Here is a 24,459-nt window from a genome sequence, read left to right as displayed (position 1 = left end):
TTAAAGATTAAATCCTGAAATAAATACAGCAGATCAATTATTACGCTGTTGCTAATTGGTAACCAAAAAACTACATATCTCAGTGGATTTATGATTTTTTATCCACCATTAGTACCTTTTACATCTCCTTTCCCACGAAGGAATCCTTGTAACGATCCCACCTTGTAATTTTTTCACTTTAAAACCAGCAGGGCGATTAAAATTTCCATTTAGAGACAAAATAACCGAAAAACAGGTGGCATTTGAATGTTTAAGAATTTGCTTTCGTTCTTACATAAGAAAACAAACAAAAAAAACAATGCGCAAAAGACAGAAAAGGACTCGTCCGCCAAAAATTCAAAAGTAAGCCAAACGCTTAATAAGAATGTCGCCCTGTTAAAGAAAACTTATAATTACCCTGACAATGTTGATGTGACATTCCGGGAACTTACCGTTAATAAGACAAACCAGAAGGCTTGTATTATTTTTGTAAATTCCTTAACAGATAAAAAACAATTAGACGCGCATATCATTAAGCCTCTTTTGCAGAATATGGCTGAAAAAAAATCTGTAAAGGATATCATTACTTTTGATTCCGTTTCTACCAGGCAATCAATGAAAGATGTGATCACGGACATTAATAAAGGCAACGCAGTATTGCTGCTGGAAGACAGTTCGTATGGTTATGTGGCCCAGTGTGCAAAACCGAAGGCACGGAGCGTGGAAAAGGCAGAAAATGAGTATGTTTTAAAAGGCCCGAAGGAAGCTTTCAATGAAACTGCGTATACGAACATCTCCCTTGTAAGGAGAAGAATTACCAATGAATCGTTTATGGTGGAATCAATTAAGGTATCTAAGCGTTCAAACAATGAGGCCTTTCTAATTTATCTAAAGGATTTAGCCAACGAACAATTAGTAAGCAATATAAGGAACCGGCTTAAAGCTTTAAATGTCGAGCATGTCCAGAGCTTGGGAATTCTTGAACAATACATTGAGGAACGAAGGAAATCCGTATTTCCTACCATATTGTATACTGAGAGGCCTGATCGTGTAGCGGCGTTTTTAGAAGAGGGACATATTGCGATCTTGATGGATAATTCCCCTGATGCCCTGGTCCTCCCCGCTACCTTTTGGTCTTTTTTCCATTCGCCGGAGGAGCATTATCAACGGTTCCCAGTAGGTAATTTCACGAGACTGCTTAGAATTTTTGCCGTTTTCACCACTCTCTTTTCATCAGCCATTTACGTTGCTGTTACCACTTTTCATCAGGAAATGATCCCCTCTGATTTGCTCTTGGCCATAGCTGCAAGCCGTGAAAAAGTTCCGCTTCCGGCTTTCGGTGAAGTTCTGGTAATGGAATTGGCATTCGAATTAATCAGGGAGGCAGGATTAAGGGTTCCTACACCATTAGGCACAACAATTGGCATAGTCGGCGCACTCATTTTAGGGCAGGCTGCAGTAGAAGCAAACATCATCAGCCCCCTGGTGATCATTGTTGTTGCCTTGGGTGGAGTAAGCTCTTTTGCGGTAAGTGACGTGAATTTGAATTATAGTATCCGGATGATTAAATTCATGTTTATCTTTAGCGCAGCATTGTTCGGTTTTTATGGGGTGACAGGACTCTTCTCTATGGGACTTACATACATGGCATCCATCAAATCCTTTGGGGTACCTTTCCTGGCCCCAATGACTCCACGATACAAGTCATCAATGGACACCATTGTACGCAAACTTTTGACCTCTGAAAGATTGCGTCCTGGATACCTAAAGCCAAAAGATCAAGTTAAAAAAGGCGAGTGATCCCCTACATGCAGGAATCATCTGAAGGAAAGTTAGGCGTGCGCGAATATACCGCTATTATGATGCTGACCATTGGGGTGAAGCTTGCTGATGACACCCCGACGATCATCTACAATAAAGTACACAACTCGGGTTGGATGACAGCTCTTATAACAGGAATCATTGCATCCATACCGATATTTTTGACATTGAACGTATTGTCCCGTTACAAGGGTAAAAATCTGTATATGGTCTTCAAACTTCTATTCGGTAAGGTTTTTGGCTTCTTTATTTCACTATGTCTGCTTACCATTATGTTTGCACAGACTATTGTCGATATGCGGGTTAATGTGGATATCATTTCAACACTTTATTTTACAAGAACCCCAGCCATCGTAATTTTTGCCCTACTGATTACCGTATGTGCGTATATGGCAAAGAAAGGGATACAGTATGTTGGTTCGACCGCATGGATGATCCTTCCTTATGTGAAAATTACCCTCTTGTTAGCATTAGTCCTTACTTTTTTTGAGGGCTATCTTTTTTCAATATTTCCTTTTTGGGGTCCAGGAGTTATAGAAATTGGCAAACAAAGCGCCGCCTTTTCATCCCTATACTTTGATTTCTTCTTGGCAGCCATATTAGCAACGAGCATAAAAAGCTTTAAAGACTTTAAAAAAGGTACTTGGATTGCCTTTGCTTTTCTCATAACAGAATTGACAGTATCCCTGTTAGCATTTATTTGCCTGTTTGACTTCCCGGCCGTTACTGAGCAGGCATATCCTTTCCACTCAGTCATCAGATATATACGGCTTGGCAATTTTCTAACGCATATGGAGACATTTTTCCTGCCTTTCTGGGTGATAGCTACCTTTGTGAGATTTGCGGTTTTATTATATATGAACGCCATGTTAATTGGGGATATTTTCCACATTAAAGAATTCGAATATTTACTGCCTGCTCTGGGAATTATTATGCTGCTAATCGGCCTAGTCCCAGAAAGCCCTTCCTTTGTTACGTACTATTTAAAAATTGCAATCCTTCAGATCGAAACCCCTGTATTCATTTCTTTGCCCATATTAATGTGGATCTTTTCCAAGGCAGGTGACAGCAAGAATGAACCGAAAAAGAATCATTACAATTAGATATGTCTTGATGTTAAGTATGATGGTTTTCCTGTTAACTGGATGCGTGGAATATAAAGAGGCTGATGAATTGGCGTATGTCATTGCCATCGGCCTGGATAAATCTAAACGGACCGGTTTGATGAAAGTAACCTACCTGATTTCTAACCCGGAGGTGGGAACTCTCCCAACAGGCGGAGGAACGAATGAACCTCCAACTGAAACGGTGACGGTGGAAGCGAGTGATTTCATTTCCTCTCGTAACACAGCGAATGTCTCGGTTACAAAGGAGCTCTCTTATGATTTATTGAAAGTGTTTATTATCTCAGAAGAGCTTGCAAAAGAAACGCAGTTTATCAGGCATATTTACGATGCGACAAAGGACCGTGAAATCAGGAGGGATGTAATCCTGGTTGTTTCAAAAGAACAAGCACATACCTTTCTGAATAAAAACAAACCGAAGCTTGAAACGCGTCCGCATAAGTATTTTGAATTAATAACAGAACGGGTCATCCAGACCGGCATGTCCCCGCCTTCCGACCTCCATCGATTTATCAGAATTACCGAGGGGGATGAAGGACTGTTTTTGTCGATGTACGCCACTACCAAACTGGCAAAAAAACCCAGAAAAGGGTACGAGGATGAATTCCTGGCCGGAGAAGTGAAAATGGAGGGTTTCCATGATAAGACACAATTTTTGGGGTCTGCAGTCTTTAAAGAAGGAAAGATGATAGGCAAGCTGACTGGAGAAGAAACAAGGCTGGCACAGCAATTAGACCCCACTTCAGAACTAGCGGATATTCTCGGAACCTTCCCTGATCCATTTCATAAAGATTTTCGGATTGCAGCAAGGATAATAAAAGATAGGCCAAATGACGTTAAGACAAGCATTTCAAGGGGACGGGCCACTATAGACGTGACTGTTCCATTAACCGTGGAAATTTTGTCCAATCCAAGCATGGTAGATTATGCACAGGATAATAAAAAAAAGGAGGCACTTAAGAAGTCCCTAGAAAAAGGAATTGAAAACAAAATGATGAAATTAGTGAAAAAAACTATGAAAGATTACAAGGCGGAACCTTTTTATTGGTCTTCATATGCGCGGAAAAAGTTCAAGACGGCCGAGGAGTATTCAAAATTTGACTGGATGAGGAGCTATCCGGATTCCATTGTAAACATCAAGGTCAAAATAAGGTTTGGAGAATTTGGCCAGCAATACAAGGTTCCGAAAATGAAAGAGGTTAAGGATTAATATGGCATTTATAATATGGATCAGTGTCATCTTGATCAGTTTATATACAGCTGCTTTTGGCTGGAGCATGTGGAAGGAGAAAAATCGGCTTGGAGCCTCTGTAGCTTTTGCCCTTGCTGTAATCATCGTGTTATTACCGAAGTTTACTGTCTTAAAATAAAAATAGATCGACTCACTTCCCCCTCTAATTTATTTCTACATATTTGTTCAAAAAACACAAAAGCAGTGAATTCGTTAAATTCACTGCTTTTGTGTTTTTTTGTATTTGTACTTCCCGATGAGGGTCTCTAAGAGAACGGCTTACTTAAAAAAAGTTAGTGGCTTAACCGTAGATGTCCATTTGACATTTCCTCAGAAAAAGGTCTTCACAATTTCTTCCTGTTTGTCACAGTCCCTGCATGTGTATTCAATATCCACTGCACTCTCACGAACCATATGCACTGTTTCTTTCCCGCAATTGTTGCAAAACCTGGTTTGGGTCACTTCTTTCATCCTATCATCCCTCCCTATTGGCTCCGTATAACATATTTTTACCTTCTCTCACACTTTTAAACAGTGTTGCCACACGCTTGCGCATTGCCATAGCTTGTTCAGCGAAAGACATAAAGACATTTTTGAAGCACTTTCAGTAGTGTTTTTGGTATAATTTGGTTGTTAAATCACAAAGGAGAATGTGTGTAAGCCCGATTATTCAGGAGGCCATATGCTATTTGATTTAATTGTTATAGGTGCGGGACAGTCGGGCCTTTCAATGGGTTACTGGCTAAAACAAACCTGCAAAAAATTTATCATACTAGACAAATGCAGCTCAATTGGGGAGTCATGGAAGAATCGCTATGATTCACTTATATTATTTACCCCTAAAAAGTACAGCTCCCTGCCAGGACTTAATTTTCCCGGCGCACCAAATGACCTTCCAACAAAAGACGAGGTAACAGCTTATTTAAGGGAGTACGCGGAAACATTCAAACTTCCTGTGCAGCTTGAAACGAAAATAACTTCACTGTCAGGGTCTCGTGAAGAAAACCTCTTTACAGTCACAACCAACCAAAAAACATATCAAGCTAAACAGATTGTTATTGCAACGGGTCCGTTTCAGACCCCTTTCATCCCGCCATTTGCACACAACCTTCCGAGTGATGTGACTCAAATACATTCTTCTGAATATAAGAACCCGTCACAATTAAAACCGGGACCTGTTTTAGTTGTAGGAGGAGGAAATTCAGGAGCCCAGATAGCAGTGGAATTAGCAACCAAGCACCAGGTATCTTTGTCTGTTGGCCAAAAAATCCGCTATCTTCCATTAAAATTCATGGGTAAGCCCATTTTTTGGTGGTTCGACAAACTTGGGATATTGCGCACAGACCGTGAATCTGTAATGGGTAAAAAAATTAGAAGCTCTGGTGATCCTATTTTTGGACTAGAATTAAAGAAGCTGGTCAACCAGAAGCAAATCAGGATCTTTCCCAGAACCAAAGGGCAAGACCTGGGCGAAATCATTTTTGAAAATAATGATAGACTAAAGCCTTCTAATATTATTTGGGCAACCGGCTTTAAACCAACCTATGGATGGATTGACATTCCCGATATTCTGGATCGGCACGGCAAACCCATCCATAACCGGGGAGTTACAAATATACCTGGAGTAGTGTTCTTGGGGCAGCCATGGCAAAACAAACGAGGTTCAGCCTTGCTTCTTGGAGTTGGGGAAGACGCGAAGTATCTAGCTGAGCACCTGGCCAGCAGCATCGAGAAAAACGAGTTATCTATCAAAAAGAATGTTATGTAGTGCTAACTCAAAATAGACAGTGCTTCGATAGAAAGGCACTGTTAAATTGGTTTAAAAAGTTTTTCAATATATATAATTCCCCTTTTGAGATTCTATCAACACAACATTAATTGTCATAGCCACGCCGCGCCTGGAACTACATGTGGCTAAAAACCTTCTGAATTATGAGGGCAGCGAATGCTAGGGAGCAGATGGATCGCTTATTCCACACTCCCTTATACAACACATTGAGAACGTTTTTCGTTATTTGAGTATCTCCTCTAATCTGTCTTTAATTCAGGATATTTGATCCGGATCCCCGCCACTCTCTGTCATCGGACGATCTTCAGCGTGATCGTAAATAGTTGCTTTGCTGTAATTTAAGGCGGGTTTTTTGCATGTTAATACAGCATGCCCCAAGAGTTCGGTTGCTTGCGTTCTGGAAACATAATTTCACTTTTTTTATTATCCCTGCACCTGCAGTTCACCGTTTTTCCGGCAAGATTAATGACTAACTGCAGGATCTTCCAATGTTTCAATGATACCTGCCTGATTGTCCCATGTTACATGAGCAGAGGATCTCGAAATAATAGCGTCTCATAACCAAGCTTCTGAAACTCGTTTGAAAATTATTTCCCAATAAAGCCAGTACCTTCCGCCAACACCACTTTCTTTTTTATGCAATCCTCTCATAAGTGAATCCCTTATCACAAAGATTCTCACCCCGTTCATTCAATCTTTCCTTTCATTATGAAGTTATAAAATGGAAATACTTTTGAAATATAATTAATTGCTATCCCACAACTTATTATGTATAAACATTCAAGGGAATAATGCAAATTCTTTTATTATATTGAAAACGTTTAAAAACACATTCAACACATTTAACTCCTCCAAGATCAGGGCGAGAAAAAGAGGCATACCCCTGCTCTTTCAAATAATTTATCTTTCGTTACCAAAGTAAGTCTCTTTTTCGGTTTCAATGTCATGAACTATAAAAATACGTCTTTCCGCCTGCCTAAAATCTGGATTTCTAGTTATTTCTGTCTATTGTTACTCATCAGCAAAGGAATTAATATAAATCTAAAATAATATTTATACGATTGGAGGACTGTCGTTTGGATAAGAAACAAGTATTTTCCAGTATTTTGGCAGTTAGCTTTTTAGCTGCACCACAGCTTTCGCCGGCTAACGCGGAACCGATTAAATGGACAAATGTTAATACATACGAAGAACAAGGTGGAAGCAAGTTTAATAGTGAAAACTATGACTTTATGAGATTCTCACAAATCGGGAGTAAACTCGCTGCACTTGAAAAACAATCAAACCGTATAAAAGTGGAGGACAGAGGAAAGTCAACAAAGGGACTTCCCTTATACGTCGTTACTATTGCTGACCCGGAAACACAGGGGAAGTTCGGCAAGAACAAGGCGTTACGCAAACAAATGTTCAAAAATCCGGAAAAAGCGCAAAACTGGATTGCCAAAAATCCTGATTTCAAAGTTCCCATCATGATTAACGGCTCGATCCACGGAACCGAGTTTGTTGGCTCAGATGCGGTCATACAGCTTATTGAGCGCTTTGCTACGCAAAATGACGATGTGACGAAGAATATTCTAAGCAACAATATTCTCATTTTCAATGTCGTTCAGAATCCGGACGGACGAGTGGACGCAACCCGCTTTAACGGGGAAGGGATTGATTTAAACCGGGATTTCATTACTCAGTCCCAGCCGGAAACAAAAGAAACCGTTGAATTAATTAAAGAGTGGAATCCAATGGTCTTCCTCGATACACATGGTTATGTAAAAAATTACGGACCAAACCTGCAGGGTTTGATTGAGCCTTGTACACCGCCGCATAATCCAAATTACGAATATGACCTTTATAATAAGTGGGCGCTGCCGCAAGCCTATGCAATGGAAGCAGAAATCCTCGCAAACAAGGACAAGTACTCCGGTTCCCTGTACAAAACAATGGAAGGCAGTTACATCCCTCAGCGTGATGATAGCGCAGGATGGGATGATTATCCGCCGATCTTCACGCCTATGTATGCGATGTACCATGGTGCATATGGACATACTTTGGAAGCCCCTACCAATGATTTGGACGGAGTTCGCTGGCAGTATGATGCGATTATGGGGGCTCTGCAATTTGCAACCAATAATAAACAGGGAATGATTACAGATCAAATCGAGATGTTCAGGCGCGGTATCAATTTTGATCATCCTTTCCATAATGAAGGCTTCTTTCCAGAGGCTTATATTTTGCCGGTGGACCAAAAGGACCCTACCGTGACTGAAAAAGCTGTAAACCATTTGCTTAATAATGATATCGAAGTGGTTCAGGCTGCAAAATCCTTTGTCGCTGATGGGGTTTCTTACCCTGAAGGCACTTACCTGGTGAAAATGGATCAGGCAAAGGCAGGTCTTGCGAATACCATGCTCTGGGACGGGGAAGATATCACGGATGATACTCCTGCCATGTATGACATCTCGGCATGGAGCCTGCCTGAACTCTGGGGCTTTGAAGCGATTGCCGCCAAAACCGCTGTAAACCCCGTCGCAAAAAAGGTCACTGGCCAGATTAAAGGCCGCGGAACCCTGTCTGGCAAAGGTCCATTCCTGATTCCAAACAGCTCCATCAAGGCAGTGAATCTAGCCAATACACTGGTACAGCAAGGAGTTGCTGTCGTAAGGGATTTACAAGGGGATTTTTATACTGATGCACCTGCCAATGCGATTTCTGCAGCGGTCCAAGAATCAGGACTTCATGTAGGTACTTCATCTATTCCTGGCAATGTAGAGCGAGTCCTGAACGTAAAGGTTGCCATTCTTAAGGATGGCGGCATGGGCAAGCAGCAGTCTCACTCTGGTACAAAGCTTGCATTGAAACGTCTTGGGTTCCAGTTAAGTGAGGTAACACCTGTCCACGTTGCTGAAAATGGCCTTTCCGGTTATGATGTCTTCATTTACAGCGGAACTGAGAACCTGATTTCGACAAATCTGTCTGCAGCAAATAAAGAGTTTGGTTTCCAGAATACCGGGCAGCTGGATTCATTTAAACAGAATGTAGAATCATTTTTAAGCAATGGCGGTAAATACATTGCCGTAGGTGCTGGTGCATCCAGAGCAACTAAGACGCTTGGCTTGTCGGATGATACCATTAATGTCGGCGGTGCAAACAGCAATGGCATCGTAAAGGTAGCAAATTCCGATACAAATTTAACCGCTGGCTACAACCGTGATGATATTGGATTTGTCTACCGTCCTGTCTGGTATTCCGGAGACGGTGTAAAAAATGACAAGATTGCAGCAACCTATGCCAACTCCACTGACTTCTTTATTGCAGGACACTGGGCAGACAGACAGGGTGCGCAAGGCCAGCCTGTCATCGTCCAGGAAGGCGACAAAGATGTTACTCTGATAGGATTGGAACCTGGTTTCCGCGACCATACTGATTACCTTTTCCGCTTACTATCAAATGCAATCTTTGCTAAATAAATATAAGACGGCCCCGTCTCTTTAAGGCGGGGCTCTTTATATTATTGGATGCAACTCACAAAAATAAAAAAGGATCTCGGAGGAGAATCCTTTTTTTCAAAGATCTTATAATAATAAAGACCTCACAGGTGCCAAGTGAGGTCCAGCGGTTGGTTAAGTTCCGCAGTCGTTGGTGAAACGGCACCCAGTAAAAATATTCCCTATTTTCATAAGAATAACCATCTTTAGGATAAAAAAGCTCAATGATGTTTAGAAGTTTTCATCCATTATACTGTTTTAGCATAAATAACAGTATCAGTAAGCTGCTCTCCATCCACCGACAAATCTTCATTTTTTAGAACAGCTTCCAGCGCAAACCCCAATCTTTCGGGAATGGCGCGGCTTTTCACATTCTCTGTTTCAATTCTGATTTCTATCCGTCTGCAATGTAAATCGTCCACTGCTATCCGGGTCAATTGTTCAATCGCTTCGGTCATATAGCCTTTGCCGCTGTATTTAGTACGGATCCAGTACCCTGCTTCACACTTCGGAACATCCCAATCAATATTGTGCAGGCTGCACGTCCCAATGAATTCCTGTGTCTCCCTGTGAAAAATAAGGTAACGCAAATCCTCCCGCCTCAAAAATCTGGCATGAGCCTCCCTTATGTTAACTTCCGTTTCCTCAACTTCAGGCGTATTCTGAACAAAAGGAAGCCACGGCTTCAATTCACGAATAGATTCCCTGATTGCCTTATTCACCACTTTACCGTCGCCAACTAACGGCATTCTTAACAATAGACGCTGTGTTTCAACAGAAGCGGGCAATTCCAATAAACTAGGGTTCAATGTTCTCACCGGCCTTTACACTTTGTTCATTTATTTTTTAATTAGAAGGAATCAGGCTCCTTTCACCTAATCCTAAGGAAAATAAGGCAGGCTGTTACATACTGGTCCCGACGCCCTCCGAGGGAGCGCCTTCGTCCACTAAATTTGGAACTGGCACATCTCGAATAATTTCTAAAACGAACAAAAAAATAAAGCGGTTTTCATTATTACCAGTTCCTTAACCGACAATATATTTGCTTATCCCCTTATTATTCTTTACGTCCCTGATCATTTCCTTCTTTCTCCTGTTATGTGCTCTCGTACCAGTCCACGGGTAAAGGTTTTTAAAAAAGAACAGAAAAAAGGAGGGAGATATATCCCCCTCCTCTCTATTGATAACTTAAGCTGCTTTTTTATTGAAAGATACCTGAGTCATTTTTGTTTTCGCAAAAACAATTGTCAAAATGAATGGTATAACGATTGCTGCAGCCATACTAACTGCGAACATGCCCATGTGCTGTGGCTGGATGGAAAGAATGCCTGGCAGTCCGCCCACGCCGATGGAGTTTGCCATTACGTCGCTTCCTACAGAAATAACTGCTGCAACCAGAGATCCGATCATGGCAGCCAGGAACGGGAAGCCATACTTAAGGTTGATACCGAACATCGCTGGCTCAGTTACTCCCAAGTAACAAGAGATCGCTGCCGGAATAGAAACTTGCTTTTCTTCTTCATTTTTGCGGTTGATGTAAATCATCGCTACAACAGCAGAACCCTGTGCAATATTGGATAAAGCAATCATAGGCCATAGGTTTGTTCCGCCAAGCTCACTCATAAGCTGAAGGTCGATTGCATTAGTCATGTGATGCAAGCCAGTGATAACAAGTGGGGCATACGCAAAACCAAAGATTGCTGCGAACAGCCAGCCAAATGCTGAAGTTAACCCTGAATATACTACATTAGAAATGAATGAACCAATTTGCCAGCCGATAGGGCCTAAAACAGTATGTGCAATAAGAACAGTTGGAACTAGTGCGAAAAACGGTACCACAATCATTGAAATCGCATTAGGAACGATATCACGCAATTTACGCTCTAAGAAAGCTAGTACAAGACCAGCGAGAATTGCCGGGATAACCTGTGCCTGATAACCGATCATTTCAATCTGTGCAAATCCGAAATCCCATACAGGTATTTCTTTAGCGCCTGCTACTCCATATGCGTTAAGCAGCTGAGGAGAAACAAGTGTTATACCAAGTACGATACCCAAAATCTGTGAAGTACCCATTTTCTTGGTGATTGCCCATGTAATACCAACAGGCAGGAAGTGGAATACAGCTTCCCCAATAAGCCATAAGAACGAATGGACACCCGCCCAGAACTGAGAAATTTCAACAAGCGACTTTGTGCCGCCTTCAAACATTTTAATGTCACCGATTACATTTCTGAAACCAAGAATCAAACCTCCGACTACAAGCGCCGGAATTAGCGGAGTAAAGATATCTGCAAGATGGGCAATCAACCGCTGTAAGAGGTTCATGTTCTGCTTGGCTGCAATTTTTGCCTCTTCCTTAGACGTCCCATCTATACCTGCCAACTTCACAAACTCATTATAAAATGAAGAAACCTCATTGCCGATGATAACCTGGAATTGCCCTGCCTGTGTGAATGTACCCTTTACAAGCTTAATTGCCTCTATATCATCAACATTTGCTTTCTTCGGATCATTTAATACAAAACGCATCCTTGTCGCACAATGCGTTACCGCGGCGACATTATCTTTTCCACCAATGCGCTCCAGTAACTCTTTGGCTGGATCTGTATACTTACTCATGTTTCTTCCCCCTGTAGATTGAATTTGTTCCAATCCTTTTATCTCTTTTGTCCTATAATCAAATACTGTACATGCAGGTCTGATTACGCTTACAATAAGGGCTGTCTGCTCTTATTCCAATCCCTGTATATACAAGTTTTTGTTTACGCTTTCATCATATCCTGTATATACAGGTTTGTCAACAAAGATTTTGTAAAAAAATAATTGATTCCTAACAAAATAGTGTATATACCCGGAAAGCACCTCTTATTGCGGCTTTATTCTGTTGCCAATCCCAGGCTTGCCATATTACGGATAAATGGTCCGCTGCTCCGCCATAGGAGTTAGTGATCCGAAAAATCCCGCCCGTTTTGTTGCATCAGTAAAGGGTATATAAAAATGAAAACAAAAATTATGTCGAAAGGGGTAATGATTGTGGACAAAAATGTACCCAATAAAGGATTTAATCTATTGAATAATGGGTTGTCAGACACTCAGGAAGTGCTGTACAGCGGGGAATTCAAAAAGGCTTATAAAGCAGAAAAAAGTAAAAAACCCTCCTATTCCGGAAAGAATACAAATAATAAAGAATAACATGTTAAAGCTCTGCCATTTCTGGCAGAGCTTTATCTATGCGAAAAAGCAAACACTATGTCTATGAGCTTCTTAAGTCCCCCTCACCTTAAGTTGGAGGTAAGGTCTTCCTGCATTGACATTCTCCAAACCATTATCTGATTTTCCCATCCAAAATTAGAACTGCAAATACTGGTTAACTATAAATTAATATTCAATTAATATACTGTACACACATCCATGCTACCCTTAAATAGAAAGATGGAGCCAATAATTCTACTAGAATAGGATGTGTGCTGCATGAAGATGCTTACCAGGGTAAGTATAAGCCTCATACTGTTAATGACCCATTTCTATCTGCCTTAGATGATGAAACAGTTGAACATTATCAATACGAAAATAAAAAGATGACCTCCAGGAAGAAATCCAGGTCATCATTATTTTTTGGCTCTATTTACCTAAAATGCAGCAATATCAACATTAGGCCAAAACCATTATTCTGGCTGAAGGCATTTATCCCTGGATAGAAGGGGACAGTAAGAACATCTTTCATTGCCCGGAACCATGTAATAAAGACAGCATGTCACGCGTGCAAAACTTGCCATCGCTTCCTCGGGAGTTTTGCCTTGCAAAAATTTTTTAAATGGAGATGATCTTTCAATATCTTTCCACACATCATGATCGAGTAATAATTCTAAATCCTGATGAGCCCGTTCTGCAATTGGGCCCGATTCCTGAAATAATTGAACATACATCCACAGCACATATCCCCAAACATTTTCCCATAAAACCATTGGAGAGGATTTTGTTTCGATGGCTAATGCCTTTACGATTGGCCCGCATTCATCACAAATCATTCTTTGCAGACTCAGAAATACGTCTTCTTCTGATACAGTCACCCAGCTGCCATTTTGTAAAATCCACTGCGGTGCCCATCTTCCCCCTATTGTACGGTTCGCAATAAATATTTCCCTTCCATCTCCCGACCACTTCAATCGATATTTGCTAAGAGCATACAGCTGTGCGACAAACACAAAAGCAATACTTCGCATCAATACAGAAGCAATTGCATAAGGAGGTTCCGTGCCCGTGCCCTGTTTAGCAATCTGGAGCAATGATGATAGATCCTTTAGTGCAACAGGTTTCCCATCATGGTCCTCGATTATGTTAAAACGCTCCAGCTCCCGCCATATCGCTTCTTTCATCAGCATTATACCCCATCCTTAATTAAATCGTATGAAATCATGGCAGGCTTGCTCGTCCTCGGGTCTGTCACAATGGTCGTTTCTATATTGAAGACCTCTTTTAAAATAGACTCTTTCATGACCTCGCTTGCCGCACCTTGATGGACAATCCTGCCTCTTTTTACTGCGACTAACTCGTGTGCAAACCTTGATGCTTGATTTAAATCATGGATGACCATAATGATTGTCCTGCCTTCTTCCCGATTCAATTTTTCCAAAAGCTGCAAAACTTCTAATTGGTGGGCCAGATCGAGATAAGTAGTCGGTTCATCCAGAAGCAGCAGTCCAGTTTCCTGAGAGATGGCCATTGCAATCCATGCGCGCTGGCGCTGTCCTCCCGATAAAGTGTCGACAGCCTGGTGCTGAAGCTCAGTCAGCCCTGTAACCTCAAGTGCCCAGTCAATGACTTCTCTATCGTGTTCCTGCAGCCGGGAAAAACCGGACTGATGAGGGGTTCGGCCGTAGGACACAAGCTCATGTACAGTGAGGCCGCTTGGCGCTTCCGGCGTCTGTGGCAGAATCGCCAGTTTCTTTGCTATTTCCTTGGTAGGAGTCTGATGAATCATTTTCCCATCAAGATAAACCGTGCCCGAAGATGCTGGATGAAGCCTGGCCATTGTTTTAAGTATCGTTGACTTGCCGCAGCCATTTGGTCCAATAATAGCGGTAATATTACCCGGTTTAAATTGTAAATTTAAGTCCTGCACGATAATCCGCTCTTCATATCCAATCGTCAATTGTTCTGCAGACAGGTTACTCATCCTTCATTCTCCTTACCTAGTTTTCATGAATATTATTAAAAAGTACGGAACACTCACAATCGCAACAACGAGTCCCGCAGGAATCTCCGTGGGGGAAAGAAGGTTTGTCCCGATTGTATCAGCAAGGACCAAAATGATTGCCCCCACTGTTGCTGCTGCCGGAATTAATAATTGATGCTTTGGTCCAACGATCCGCCGGGCGATATGCGGCGCTATCAATCCCAGAAAAGCAATGCCCCCTCCTGCTGAGACTCCAAGAGCGGCCAATGCAACAGCTGTCAATAGCAATATGATTCGCTCACGCGTACTGCGTATTCCCAATGCTGTTGTCATTTGGCTTCCTAAATTCATCACATTGAGTGTATGGGATTTATAGAAAGATCCTGCAGACAATATGATAAACCACGGCAGCAATGCCCATACATACTGCCATTGCCCTGCCCATAAATCTCCGGACAGCCAAACCATTGTCTTAACGAAATCATTGGGTTCCAGCCTAAGTTGAAGGGCTATGATGATTGCGCTTAAACCAGCATTCACTCCTATACCGATTAAGATCAATCGAATCGCATCGATTCCTCGCTTCCACGCAAGACCCATTATTAACCCGCCTGTAAGAACAGCTCCTAAAAACGAAAACAGCGGAAGAATATAAGTACTCAATGGACTTAGGCTGCCTGCTGCGTTTTGAAAGAAAGTAATATATAGAACTACTGCCAGGCCAGAACCAGCGTTTATGCCAAGAATTCCCGGATCAGCCAATTCATTTCGCGTAATGCATTGAAGAATTGTCCCCGATATTGCCATTCCCGCTCCAACCATGATCGCTAAAACGATTGATGGCAACCGAAAGTCGAATAAAATCAACTCTTGTTTGGGTGATCCCATACCAAACAAGGTTTGAACCACCTCCATCGGTGCAATGGAAATCGCACCAAGGTTCAAGCTCAACAGGCAGGATATAAAAAGCACCGAAATTAATGCAAGAATGCTCCATTTAAAGCTGAACTGTTTTGCTTTTATTGGAATCTCCTCCTTCCGCTCCGAACTAAATAAAGAAAGAATGGAACACCAATTGCAGCTGTAACCACTCCAATAGGCGTTTCATACGGAGGATTGATCATTCTCGAGCCTATGTCGCCAAGCACTAGCAGCAAACTGCCAAACACCGCGGATACAGGCAGGGATAGCCGGTAGTCTGAACCCACGAGCATGGCACTTATATGCGGCACAACAAGGCCCACAAAAGCCACAGTTCCTGATACTGCGACGGAACTTCCAGTAAGCACAAGCACTGCGATTACCCCGAGTATATTAACTGCCCGCACATTGATGCCCAATCCCTTTGTGACATCTGTTCCGAGACCCAGTAAAGTTAACGGTCGAGCAAGTATAATGACCATGACGATGCCAGCCAATCCAGCCAGGCCAAGCATTTTTACACCTTGCCAGTCCGAAGCAGCTAAACTTCCCGCGTACCAGAAGCTTAACTGTTTTGCAACGTTAAAGTGTATCGAAAACACAGATGTAAGGGAACTAAGAAACATCCCGACCGCAACACCTGCAAGGGATAACTTGGCCGGATTCCCTCCCCCCCTGGCAATGGAAGACAGTGAAAATACCAAGAGTACTGATAAACCGGCCCCAAGCATTGATACTAAAATGGTGCCAGTTGATGATACTCCCGGAATCAGTGTAAGAAAGAGGACCATGGCAAATGCAGCTCCCTGGGATACCCCCAGCAAAGAAGGCTCTGCCAGAGGATTGCGCGTCAGGGCCTGCATAATCGCACCGGAAATAGCAAGAAATGCTCCGACCACTGCGGCAATTAAAGCTCTGGGAAAGCGTATTTCCCTTATTATTTGATGCTGAGTTACATCTGGATCAAATCGGAAAATAGCCTCCCATAATGTATTCAAAGTAATATTTGTTGAACCATAGATAATTGAAACTGAAAAAGCACATAATAGAGCAATCAATCCGATACATACTATCCAGGCTGTGCGAAGTCCCCGATTTATTTGAATACCAATGTTTTTATTAGGATCTCTCTCCACCCGGATCGAACCTCTCTATTTAATATATAATGAGAATCATTTTCAATGATTAAGTATATGATTATCTTACTATAGTTTCAAGCAATTTTACTATTTTTTCTCAATGGAAATAATTTTATTGACACCGAGACTGATAATGATTATCATTTTCGGTAGTTATAGATGATCAGGAGGAATTATCATGCTAATTGAAAAGCAAAGTATACTTCTTATTTCAATCCTTTCTTTCTTTTTGGTTTTAAGTGCCTGCGGTAAACAACAAAATGAAGGAAAGCAGGATACGGAAAAACTTAAGGATGTTACTGTTACAGACGCTATGGGCGAAGTTACGATACCTGCGGATACAAAGCGAATCGTTGCTCCATATATGGAAGATGCCCTTTTATCGCTTGGAATAACTCCAGCTGCACAATGGTCTATCGGAGAGACAGTATTGGATTATCTTCAAAAAGATTTGAAAGACGTGCCTAAGATCGGCTGGGATTTACCACTGGAACAAACAATCGAAGCAGATCCTGATTTAATTATCTTCAGCTCTGCAGGTGCCGTTCAAAACGGAAAATATGAAGAGTATAAGAAAATAGCCCCAACCTATGTATTCAAGGATGAAGACAGCTCTGACTGGAAAAAGCAGTTAAAAGTTATGGGAACTTTGTTTGGAAAAGAGAAGGAAGCCAATGAAAAAATTGCAGATTATGAGAAAAAAGTAAAAGCAGCTTCTTCTGATATCAAGGCTGCCATTGGCGAGGAAACAGCAGCAATTATTTGGGTTGCAGGTGATCAGTATTATCTGTTTGAAAACAATCGTTTTGCAGCTAACGTACTTTATCAGGAATTAGGAGTGGCACAGCCGGAAATGATTAAAGAACTTCCGAAAGCAGAAGCCACCTGGCAGCCGGTGTCCCTGGAGTCTTTATCTAAGCTGGATGCAGATCATCTCTTTATAGTAAGCAAACCTGGAGACGCTGGCCTGGAAAAACTGAAGAAAAGCTCAATCTATAACGGATTGCCTGTTAAAGCAGGAAATGTCTATGACATGCAGGACCCTACCCACTGGACAATTAATGGCATGATTGCGAACAGCCTGACAATTGACGAAATCACGAAAGCATTGACGGAAAAATAATCGTTAATCCAAATATGATTAAGCCTGTAGAATGGAAGTCTTTCTACAGGCTTTTTTATTGGATTCATCTAATTTAAAGCCAATAATTCCAGCTCACTATGACTCCTATGGTCATTTAAAGAAAAACCGGAATAAAACCTCATTATATAAGAAGCCTTTCTTAAATCGTTTTAATACGTTGCATTTGAAACCTGCTTGTCTGAAATACTCTTAATAATCCTTCTCCCTAATAATCAATATCATCACCTGAATCATACCAATACATGAACCAGTTGCTGATCCCTGTTTTTTCACCCAGACACGGCACGATCACAATGATGCTGCCCTTCAGTATTAATATCCTCATAAACGGACGCAGAAATAAGTTTTGACAAGTAAATAGAAATATTATATCCTTAATTCAAGACATTTTAATTAGAGATAATTGAGTGCCAAGAAAAAAGCAGTAAATAGGTGATAAAACATGGGATTTTTCAGCAGGATATTTGGAGCAACTAACAAGGAGGAACACCAAGTGGAAAAGTTAAATATCGGGATTATTTTGGGCAGTACACGCCAGGGCCGCGTCAGTCCTGAAGTTGGCAATTGGGTTAAAGAAATGGCAGATAAGCGCGGAGATGCCAATTATGAAATCGTGGATATCGCAGATTACAAATTGCCTTTCGTGGGTGAAGGAACCGGTGAAGAACCTGGATTGAAAGCATGGTCAGAAAAGCTTTCCAGCCTGGATGGATTTGTATTTATCGTTCAAGAGTACAATCACAGCATCACTGGTGTTTTAAAAAATGCACTTGATTCCGCACGCGATGAATGGAACAATAAAGCGGCCGGTATCGTAAGCTATGGTTCAACTGGTGGAGCACGTGCAGCAGAACACCTTCGCGGCATCCTGGGTGAATTGCAGGTTGCAGATGTTCGAGTTCATCCGACATTATCGTTATTCACAGATTTCGAAAACTTCAGCCAGTTTAAACCAGCTGACCTGCATCAGGATAATGTTAACCAGATGCTAAACCAGGTGCTCGCGTGGAGCGGTGCTTTAAAAACTTTACGCTAAAAATTACTGGGAGGGATGAGCAATCATCCCCCTTTTGATTTTATGTATGTAATCCTAAAAACGCATGCAGATAGAGTCATTTATGTCGCCGCCTCTTCCAGCCCTGGAACACATTTTGGATCCAATATTATCCCTTATCCCTCACTCAAAAAATTGCATATGGCTTTTCTCACGGTAGTAGCTTAACCGTTCCTCAAGTGTCCCGGTATGAAATTCAAATTTATGACCATCAGGATCGGTAAAATATATAGACTTCTTGTCCTTATCGTCCCTCTCTCTGCCTTTCAAAATATTCACACCTAACTGTGACAATTTAACCTGCAGCGCGTTTAATTCAGCTTCTGTCACAGAGAAGGCAATATGCGTATACGATTGTTTAATTTCCTCGCGCGGTATATCCGTTTCTACATTCAGCGCCAGCCATAATCCGTGAAGATCAAAATAAGCAAGCGAACGCCCCTTGACCAAGAGTTTCGCCCCAAACACCTTCTCATAAAAAGAAATAGACTCGTCCAAATCGCTTACCGAAAATAACAGATGATTTATTTGCACACTATAACTCCCCTCTCTATATCCATTACACTAGCATCGTAAACAGGGATCTATCAAGTGTGAATTTCCCATTAAATACTAATGAATTTAATACGTAATTTTCCAGGGATTCATCATTTTATAAGACTTAGTTCATATAAGTTACTAAAGTTCCATAAGAATAGAAAATACTAACTCAACTCACACTCTTCAGCAGTTAGTTAACAAAAAAGAGAGCCCCTTTTATCAGGCGCTCATGCACATCCGTCCCAAAAATCAAACTCCGAGATACTTATGTTGAATTTGCTCATTTTCCAGTAATTCAGAAGGTGTGCCCTTCCAGACGATTGTTCCTTTATTCATGATTAGGATTTTGTCTGCAGCCTTACAGGCAAGCGCTATATTTTGTTCTACCATCAGTATAGAGAGCCCTGTCTCCTTCAGTTTGCAGACAATGTCGCCAACCTGATCAATGATTACGGGTGCAAGTCCCTCCGAAGGTTCATCCATCAGCAGAAACTGAGGGTTGGTCATCAAGGCGCGCCCAATCGCAAGCATCTGCTGTTGTCCGCCTGATAGCTGGGTTCCCATATTCTTTTCTCTTTCTTTAAGGACAGGGAACAGTTCATACACCTTTTCTATATCCCAGCCTGTGTCCCCGCTTCCTGCACTTTTCCGGGATGCCATAGTCAAATTCTCTCGTATGGTAAGAGAAGGAAAAATCCTTCTTCCCTGCGGCACCAATCCAATTCCAATCCGGGAAATCTGATGAGAAGGAAGAGAACTCACTGTATGCTCTTTAAATCGAATGGTACCTGTCCTCGATTTATGAAGCCCGGCAATGGTATGGATTGTCGTTGACTTTCCGGCACCATTTCTGCCAAGTAGAGCTACACACTTCCCCTTTGGAACCGAAAATGTTACTCCCTGCAGAATATGGCTTGTTCCATAATATGAGTGTATCTCCTGTAATTCAAGCATGCGCTTTCGCTCCTCCCCCGAAGTAAATTTGCCTGACATGCTCGTTATTGCGCACTTCCTCAGGCCTGCCGCTTAAAATTACCTCGCCATGGTGCAGAACCGTTATTCGATCCGCGATGGCAAATACAACCTCCATATCGTGCTCGATCACAAGGATTGCGATCGAACGAGGCAGCTTTTGAATCATTTGCGAGGTTTGTACCGTTTCCGCAGGAGACATTCCTGAAGTCGGTTCGTCGAGCATTAAAATCTTCGGCTTACTGGCCATCGCCAGAAGGAGCTCCAACAGCCTTTGCTCACCGTATGAAAGGTTGTTCACTTTTTCGGTGCGCCGCTTGGATATATCCCATTGTTCCAGCAGCTCATCCGTTTCCCTTTTCAAATCACGATGATTTGATAAAGCATTAAATATTTGAAAACGATAAGGCTTTGTCGAAGCTAACGCTAGATGAAGATTTTCTTCTACAGAAAGATCCCCAAACAAATTATTCTTCTGGAATGTACGTGACATCCCAAGATGCACCAATTTGTGGGATGGCAGCCTGCTGATCTCCTGCCCCTCCAAAAATACCTTCCCAGAATTAATTGGAAGTGTACCCGTAATACAGTTAAATAAGGTGGTCTTTCCTGCGCCATTGGGGCCGATAATCACATGCCGCTCGCCAGGCTGGACTTCAAGGGACACACTTTGCAGCACCTGCAGAGTTTTAAATGATTTGCTGATATTTTCAACCTGTAACAGACTCAACTGACTACCTCCTTCTTCTCAACCTGTTGCGGAGGAGATTCCTTCTTTGGTATTTTTCGCCGGAAAACCAGCCTCGATTTCAACAGCCCGAGCCAATGAATGATGCCCCCCTTGCCGACAAGGACAAGAACCACCAAAAGCACACCCATTATGATAGGCCATCTCTCTGTATAGGTACTGATGAAGTTTTGCAAGAAAATAAACAGCCCTGCGCCGATAGCCGGTCCCATTAGAGTACCAACTCCTCCAATGATCACCATAATCATGACCTGTCCGGAAAACATCCAGTTCGTTAAGTCAGGACTCACGAAAAGATTGTAGTATCCATATAGCGACCCGGCAAATCCAGCCAGGGCCCCTGAAAATGAATAGGCCAATAATTTATAATTACGTATGTTATAACCGAGCGCACTCATCCGTGATTCATTTTCCATCGTTCCTTTTATGATCTTGCCTGCCGGAGAATTGACGAAAAATTGGAGAAGAATATATACAAAAACAAACGCAAACGCCATTACATAATAAATTCCCAGGGGCCCTGTAATGTCACCAAAGCCGAAATTCATGAAAGTGGAAACCTTCATTCCATCTGCTCCACCTGTCCATTCTTTCAATTGCCAAGAAAGCGCAAACAAAAGCTGGCCGAAAGCAAGAGTAATCATCAGAAAATAAAATTTGGATGTCCGTATGAATATCGCCCCGGTAATAAGAGCAATTATGCCGGATATTAAAATAGATGACAGCAGTAAAAGATAGAAGTTTGGTATTTTTGGTCCTAAGATTGCAATAGAATAGGAGCCAATTCCAAAGAATGCAGCGTGTCCCAAGGAGACCATGCCGGCATACCCCATGATCAATCCAAGGCTCATTGCGAAAATGGCCATTATGAATATTTCAGCGGCCAAATTGACAGCATACGCACTGGCGATAAATGGCAGCGCCGATACCAGCAGCAAAAGCAGAAACATAATCAAGATATTCCTTTTCACTATGCCACCTCTCTTCCAAACAGTCCCTGAGGACGGATTAACAATACGGCTACCATTAGCAGAAACACGATGAGCATGGATAGTGAAGGGAACCAAACCTTCCCGAGCGTTTCGATAAGTCCGATTAGAATAGCACCGATAAATGAGCCTTTCCAGGAGCCCAGCCCTCCAATTACTACCACAATCAAGGAAGTTACTAGAATGTCAGAATCCATTCCCGTATACATTCCAATTAAAGGTCCGCCAAGCACACCGCTTAGTCCGGCAAGGCTTGCACCAAATGCGAAGACACCGGTAAACACAACGCCGACATTAATGCCCAGTGCTGCTACCATCGTTCTATCATCAACACCGGCCCGTATGATTGCTCCAATCCGCGTGCGGCTCTCAAAGTACCATAACAGGAATGCCAGTGCACAGCCGACCAATACGACGAACAAACGGTAAACAGGAAAAACCATAGACCCGATGGATATAGACGAATCCAGCAAAGCCGGTACAGCGATCGTTTGCATCTCAGTACCCCAAATCCATTTAGCAGTGTCAGCAATGATAAAAGTAAGTCCAAATGTAAGGAGCACTTGTTCTAGCTCCTTCCCGTATACCCTTTGAATCAGAAGCCGTTCAATGATAATGCCCAACACTCCCGTAATCACGACCGAAAGCAATAACGCCATCCAAAAGTTAAAATCCTGGCTGATAAAGGTAAATGCTATATAGGATCCAAGCAAAAACAATGTTCCATGCGCCAGATTGACAATGTTCATTACTCCCAAAATAATCGTCAATCCTGCCGCAATCATGAAATAAAGCATCCCGTATGCCAATCCAGTCAACAGCTGTACCGAAAAAATTGACAATGACAATGTTATCCCTCACTTTCTATTTGATATAGCGAAAAAACCTACAAGCTTTCTTTTAACCGTTAAATACGCAAGTGCCCAAACTTTCTTTTTGTTTTAATAAGCAAATAGGGATTGAAGACAAAGTCTTCGAATCCCAATTCTGTTTCACTTGGGTTATTTCGAAGGGGCTGTTTCCGGCATTGTTACTTTTTCCACCGTTTCCAGCACTTCAGGGATAATCTCATTATCCTTTTTTGTATTCTTTACGATATAAAAATTCTGGATCGGGTTGTTGGTTTTAGGATCAATTGTGATTGGTCCACGCGGGCTGTCAAAGGAAATACCCTTTAAAACCTTAACTAAGTCATCAGATTTAATGCTGCCCGCTTCCTCAATCGCATTATCAATAACCTGGGCTGAATCATATCCTTCTACAGAGAAAGTGTTTGGTAGCTTGCCGTACTTTTGTTTATAGGCATCTACAAACTTTTTGTTTGCATCGTTTTCAAGCCATGGAGAATACATGATTCCCGAAACGATTCCCTCAGTCGCATCTCCTGTCGGTTCAATGATCAGCTGATCGCCAAACTCCATTGGCCCCGCTAATGGAATCTTTCCTTTTAGGCCGAAATCATTATACTGCTGGACAAAACGGATGCCGTCGCTTCCTGTCATGAATGTATAAACCAAATCTGGCTTAGCCTGGGCCACATCCGTAATATAGGTTGCAAAATCATTGGTCCCCAATTTTGGATAAATCTCTTTTTGTACCTTTCCGCCTGCCGCTTCAAACGCAGCTTTAAATGCAGATATTACTTCCTTGCCGGCAGGATAGTCAGGTGCTATGGCTATAGCTGTCTTGCCGATGTTTTTTGATAGATATTCAGCTGCACTGCTGCCGTTTTGCCAGTTCGAAAAAGAAAGTCGATAAATATAATCACTCTTTTTGCTCCAGGATAAATCGTTCCCTGCCGCATTGGCATCAATGAGGATCACCTTGTCCTTCTCAACTTCATCGCGCAGCGCATAAGCCACAGCAGAGGAAATTGGCCCAACGAGCATATTGACCTTTTCGCTTGATACAAGCTGTCGGTATTTACGCAATGCCACCTGAGGATTCGCTTCGTCATCTTCATATTTAATCTCTACCTTTTTTCCGCCCAGTTTGTTATCATGCTCTTCAAGGTACAAATCAAACCCATTTTTAATACTCTCAGCCAATGGAGCAAATGTACCAGTTTGCGATAATATGATTCCGATTTTGATAGTGTCGCTTTTCTTTTCTGCCTCTGCCTTATTATTGGTGACAGCAGATCCTGCACAGCCCGATACGATCATCGAAGCTGCCGCTAACGTAACGCAAAGCATCTTCCATCTTTTCAACATTTCCTTGCCTCCTAGTCCTTTAAATAAAACGCTTTCATTTCTTTATGATAAAAATACATATTTTTCAGTATTTTTAGTTATTATGGTATAGTGTAAGACATGTCCCTACAACGTAACCGTTTCTTTATGTGAAACAA

Annotated in this window: 22 protein-coding genes; 9 read left to right on the top strand and 13 right to left on the bottom strand. The window is 42.0% G+C overall.

Annotation, left to right across the window (positions count from 1 at the left end):
* The first annotated feature begins 246 nt into the window (after positions 1–246).
* The 4 genes from V1500_RS06745 to V1500_RS06730 are packed head-to-tail and all read left to right on the top strand — an operon-like array spanning position 247 to position 4,294.
* Positions 247–1,779, top strand: a complete 1,533-nt coding sequence (locus tag V1500_RS06745; protein WP_409304811.1) for a spore germination protein — start codon at positions 247–249, stop codon at positions 1,777–1,779.
* An 8-nt stretch (positions 1,780–1,787) separates the two neighbouring features.
* A complete protein-coding gene (locus tag V1500_RS06740; protein ID WP_409304810.1) occupies positions 1,788–2,903 on the top strand; it encodes a GerAB/ArcD/ProY family transporter in 1,116 nt (371 codons plus the stop codon).
* A complete protein-coding gene (locus tag V1500_RS06735) occupies positions 2,875–4,134 on the top strand; it encodes a Ger(x)C family spore germination protein (RefSeq protein WP_409304809.1) in 1,260 nt (419 codons plus the stop codon). Before V1500_RS06740 ends, V1500_RS06735 begins: the two co-directional genes overlap by 29 nt.
* A gap of 1 nt (position 4,135) precedes the next feature.
* Positions 4,136–4,294, top strand: a complete 159-nt coding sequence (locus tag V1500_RS06730) for a hypothetical protein (RefSeq protein ID WP_409304808.1) — start codon at positions 4,136–4,138, stop codon at positions 4,292–4,294.
* Positions 4,295–4,485: 191 nt separating this feature from the next.
* Here V1500_RS06730 and V1500_RS06725 read toward each other — a convergent pair whose 3' ends face one another.
* A complete protein-coding gene (locus V1500_RS06725) occupies positions 4,486–4,626 on the bottom strand; it encodes a hypothetical protein (RefSeq protein ID WP_409304807.1) in 141 nt (46 codons plus the stop codon).
* 211 nt (positions 4,627–4,837) lie between these two features.
* On the opposite strand from V1500_RS06725, the gene V1500_RS06720 reads away from it, so the two are divergent.
* Together V1500_RS06720 and V1500_RS06715 are read left to right on the top strand one after the other, a co-directional pair.
* Positions 4,838–5,923 (top strand): flavin-containing monooxygenase, encoded by a 1,086-nt coding sequence (locus V1500_RS06720; RefSeq protein WP_409304806.1) that lies wholly within the window; start codon positions 4,838–4,840, stop codon positions 5,921–5,923.
* 1,097 nt (positions 5,924–7,020) lie between these two features.
* Positions 7,021–9,405 carry a M14 family zinc carboxypeptidase gene (locus V1500_RS06715; protein WP_409304805.1) on the top strand — a complete coding sequence of 795 codons (2,385 nt, stop codon included), beginning with the start codon at positions 7,021–7,023 and terminating at the stop codon, positions 9,403–9,405.
* A 266-nt stretch (positions 9,406–9,671) separates the two neighbouring features.
* On the opposite strand, the gene V1500_RS06710 is transcribed toward V1500_RS06715, so the two are convergent.
* Positions 9,672–10,232, bottom strand: coding sequence for a GNAT family N-acetyltransferase (locus V1500_RS06710; protein ID WP_409305936.1), 561 nt, complete (start codon positions 10,230–10,232; stop codon positions 9,672–9,674).
* A gap of 379 nt (positions 10,233–10,611) precedes the next feature.
* Complete coding sequence (gene treP, locus V1500_RS06705) at positions 10,612–12,045, bottom strand: PTS system trehalose-specific EIIBC component (RefSeq protein ID WP_409304804.1); 1,434 nt, start codon at positions 12,043–12,045, stop codon at positions 10,612–10,614.
* A 378-nt stretch (positions 12,046–12,423) separates the two neighbouring features.
* On the opposite strand from treP, the gene V1500_RS06700 reads away from it, so the two are divergent.
* Entirely contained in the window at positions 12,424–12,618 is a 195-nt protein-coding gene (locus V1500_RS06700; RefSeq protein WP_409304803.1) for a YfhE family protein, read from the top strand.
* 473 nt (positions 12,619–13,091) lie between these two features.
* Here V1500_RS06700 and V1500_RS06695 read toward each other — a convergent pair whose 3' ends face one another.
* The 4 genes from V1500_RS06695 to V1500_RS06680 are packed head-to-tail and all read right to left on the bottom strand — an operon-like array spanning position 13,092 to position 16,659.
* Complete coding sequence (locus V1500_RS06695) at positions 13,092–13,808, bottom strand: (2Fe-2S)-binding protein (protein WP_409304802.1); 717 nt, start codon at positions 13,806–13,808, stop codon at positions 13,092–13,094.
* Positions 13,808–14,602 carry an ABC transporter ATP-binding protein gene (locus V1500_RS06690; protein WP_409304801.1) on the bottom strand — a complete coding sequence of 265 codons (795 nt, stop codon included), beginning with the start codon at positions 14,600–14,602 and terminating at the stop codon, positions 13,808–13,810. Before V1500_RS06690 ends, V1500_RS06695 begins: the two co-directional genes overlap by 1 nt.
* Positions 14,603–14,614: 12 nt before the next feature.
* Positions 14,615–15,625, bottom strand: a complete 1,011-nt coding sequence (locus tag V1500_RS06685) for a FecCD family ABC transporter permease (RefSeq protein WP_409305935.1) — start codon at positions 15,623–15,625, stop codon at positions 14,615–14,617.
* On the bottom strand, positions 15,622–16,659 hold the full coding sequence (locus tag V1500_RS06680) for a FecCD family ABC transporter permease (RefSeq protein ID WP_409304800.1): 1,038 nt from the start codon (positions 16,657–16,659) through the stop codon (positions 15,622–15,624). Before V1500_RS06680 ends, V1500_RS06685 begins: the two co-directional genes overlap by 4 nt.
* A 181-nt stretch (positions 16,660–16,840) precedes the next feature.
* Between V1500_RS06680 and V1500_RS06675 the strand changes: the two genes are divergently transcribed.
* Entirely contained in the window at positions 16,841–17,785 is a 945-nt protein-coding gene (locus V1500_RS06675) for an ABC transporter substrate-binding protein (protein WP_409304799.1), read from the top strand.
* A gap of 463 nt (positions 17,786–18,248) precedes the next feature.
* Positions 18,249–18,842 carry an NADPH-dependent FMN reductase gene (locus tag V1500_RS06670; protein ID WP_409304798.1) on the top strand — a complete coding sequence of 198 codons (594 nt, stop codon included), beginning with the start codon at positions 18,249–18,251 and terminating at the stop codon, positions 18,840–18,842.
* Positions 18,843–18,983: 141 nt separating this feature from the next.
* Here V1500_RS06670 and fosB read toward each other — a convergent pair whose 3' ends face one another.
* From fosB to V1500_RS06640, 6 genes are all read right to left on the bottom strand, one after another.
* Positions 18,984–19,394, bottom strand: a complete 411-nt coding sequence (gene fosB, locus V1500_RS06665) for a metallothiol transferase FosB (RefSeq protein ID WP_409304797.1) — start codon at positions 19,392–19,394, stop codon at positions 18,984–18,986.
* Between the two features lie 255 nt (positions 19,395–19,649).
* Positions 19,650–20,354, bottom strand: a complete 705-nt coding sequence (locus tag V1500_RS06660) for an ABC transporter ATP-binding protein (protein ID WP_409304796.1) — start codon at positions 20,352–20,354, stop codon at positions 19,650–19,652.
* Positions 20,347–21,102: an ABC transporter ATP-binding protein gene (locus tag V1500_RS06655; RefSeq protein WP_409304795.1), complete on the bottom strand. Its 756-nt coding sequence runs from the start codon at positions 21,100–21,102 to the stop codon at positions 20,347–20,349. Before V1500_RS06655 ends, V1500_RS06660 begins: the two co-directional genes overlap by 8 nt.
* Positions 21,099–22,091: a branched-chain amino acid ABC transporter permease gene (locus V1500_RS06650; RefSeq protein ID WP_409304794.1), complete on the bottom strand. Its 993-nt coding sequence runs from the start codon at positions 22,089–22,091 to the stop codon at positions 21,099–21,101. The genes V1500_RS06655 and V1500_RS06650 overlap by 4 nt, the downstream gene beginning before the upstream one ends.
* Complete coding sequence (locus V1500_RS06645) at positions 22,091–22,951, bottom strand: branched-chain amino acid ABC transporter permease (protein WP_409305934.1); 861 nt, start codon at positions 22,949–22,951, stop codon at positions 22,091–22,093. Before V1500_RS06645 ends, V1500_RS06650 begins: the two co-directional genes overlap by 1 nt.
* Before the next feature lie 159 nt (positions 22,952–23,110).
* Positions 23,111–24,322 (bottom strand): ABC transporter substrate-binding protein, encoded by a 1,212-nt coding sequence (locus tag V1500_RS06640; protein WP_409304793.1) that lies wholly within the window; start codon positions 24,320–24,322, stop codon positions 23,111–23,113.
* Positions 24,323–24,459: the final 137 nt, after the last annotated feature.

The sequence above is a fragment of the Peribacillus sedimenti genome, assembly GCF_046237635.1.
Classification (GTDB): domain Bacteria; phylum Bacillota; class Bacilli; order Bacillales; family DSM-1321; genus Peribacillus; species Peribacillus sedimenti.
This window is presented reverse-complemented; position numbering and strand designations above follow the sequence as displayed.

What these genes read in the sequence shown, in the direction of transcription:
- V1500_RS06690 (WP_409304801.1), bottom strand. Translation starts at nt 14,602, where the DNA reads ATGAGTAACCTGTCTGCAGAACAATTGACGATTGGATATGAAGAGCGG.
- V1500_RS06660 (WP_409304796.1), bottom strand. Translation starts at nt 20,354, where the DNA reads ATGCTTGAATTACAGGAGATACACTCATATTATGGAACAAGCCATATT.
- V1500_RS06745 (WP_409304811.1), top strand. Translation starts at nt 247, where the DNA reads ATGTTTAAGAATTTGCTTTCGTTCTTACATAAGAAAACAAACAAAAAA.
- V1500_RS06730 (WP_409304808.1), top strand. Translation starts at nt 4,136, where the DNA reads ATGGCATTTATAATATGGATCAGTGTCATCTTGATCAGTTTATATACA.
- V1500_RS06695 (WP_409304802.1), bottom strand. Translation starts at nt 13,808, where the DNA reads ATGCTGATGAAAGAAGCGATATGGCGGGAGCTGGAGCGTTTTAACATA.
- V1500_RS06740 (WP_409304810.1), top strand. Translation starts at nt 1,788, where the DNA reads ATGCAGGAATCATCTGAAGGAAAGTTAGGCGTGCGCGAATATACCGCT.
- V1500_RS06640 (WP_409304793.1), bottom strand. Translation starts at nt 24,322, where the DNA reads ATGTTGAAAAGATGGAAGATGCTTTGCGTTACGTTAGCGGCAGCTTCG.
- treP (WP_409304804.1), bottom strand. Translation starts at nt 12,045, where the DNA reads ATGAGTAAGTATACAGATCCAGCCAAAGAGTTACTGGAGCGCATTGGT.
- V1500_RS06700 (WP_409304803.1), top strand. Translation starts at nt 12,424, where the DNA reads ATGAAAACAAAAATTATGTCGAAAGGGGTAATGATTGTGGACAAAAAT.
- V1500_RS06720 (WP_409304806.1), top strand. Translation starts at nt 4,838, where the DNA reads ATGCTATTTGATTTAATTGTTATAGGTGCGGGACAGTCGGGCCTTTCA.
- V1500_RS06675 (WP_409304799.1), top strand. Translation starts at nt 16,841, where the DNA reads ATGCTAATTGAAAAGCAAAGTATACTTCTTATTTCAATCCTTTCTTTC.
- V1500_RS06735 (WP_409304809.1), top strand. Translation starts at nt 2,875, where the DNA reads ATGAACCGAAAAAGAATCATTACAATTAGATATGTCTTGATGTTAAGT.
- V1500_RS06670 (WP_409304798.1), top strand. Translation starts at nt 18,249, where the DNA reads ATGGGATTTTTCAGCAGGATATTTGGAGCAACTAACAAGGAGGAACAC.
- V1500_RS06725 (WP_409304807.1), bottom strand. Translation starts at nt 4,626, where the DNA reads ATGAAAGAAGTGACCCAAACCAGGTTTTGCAACAATTGCGGGAAAGAA.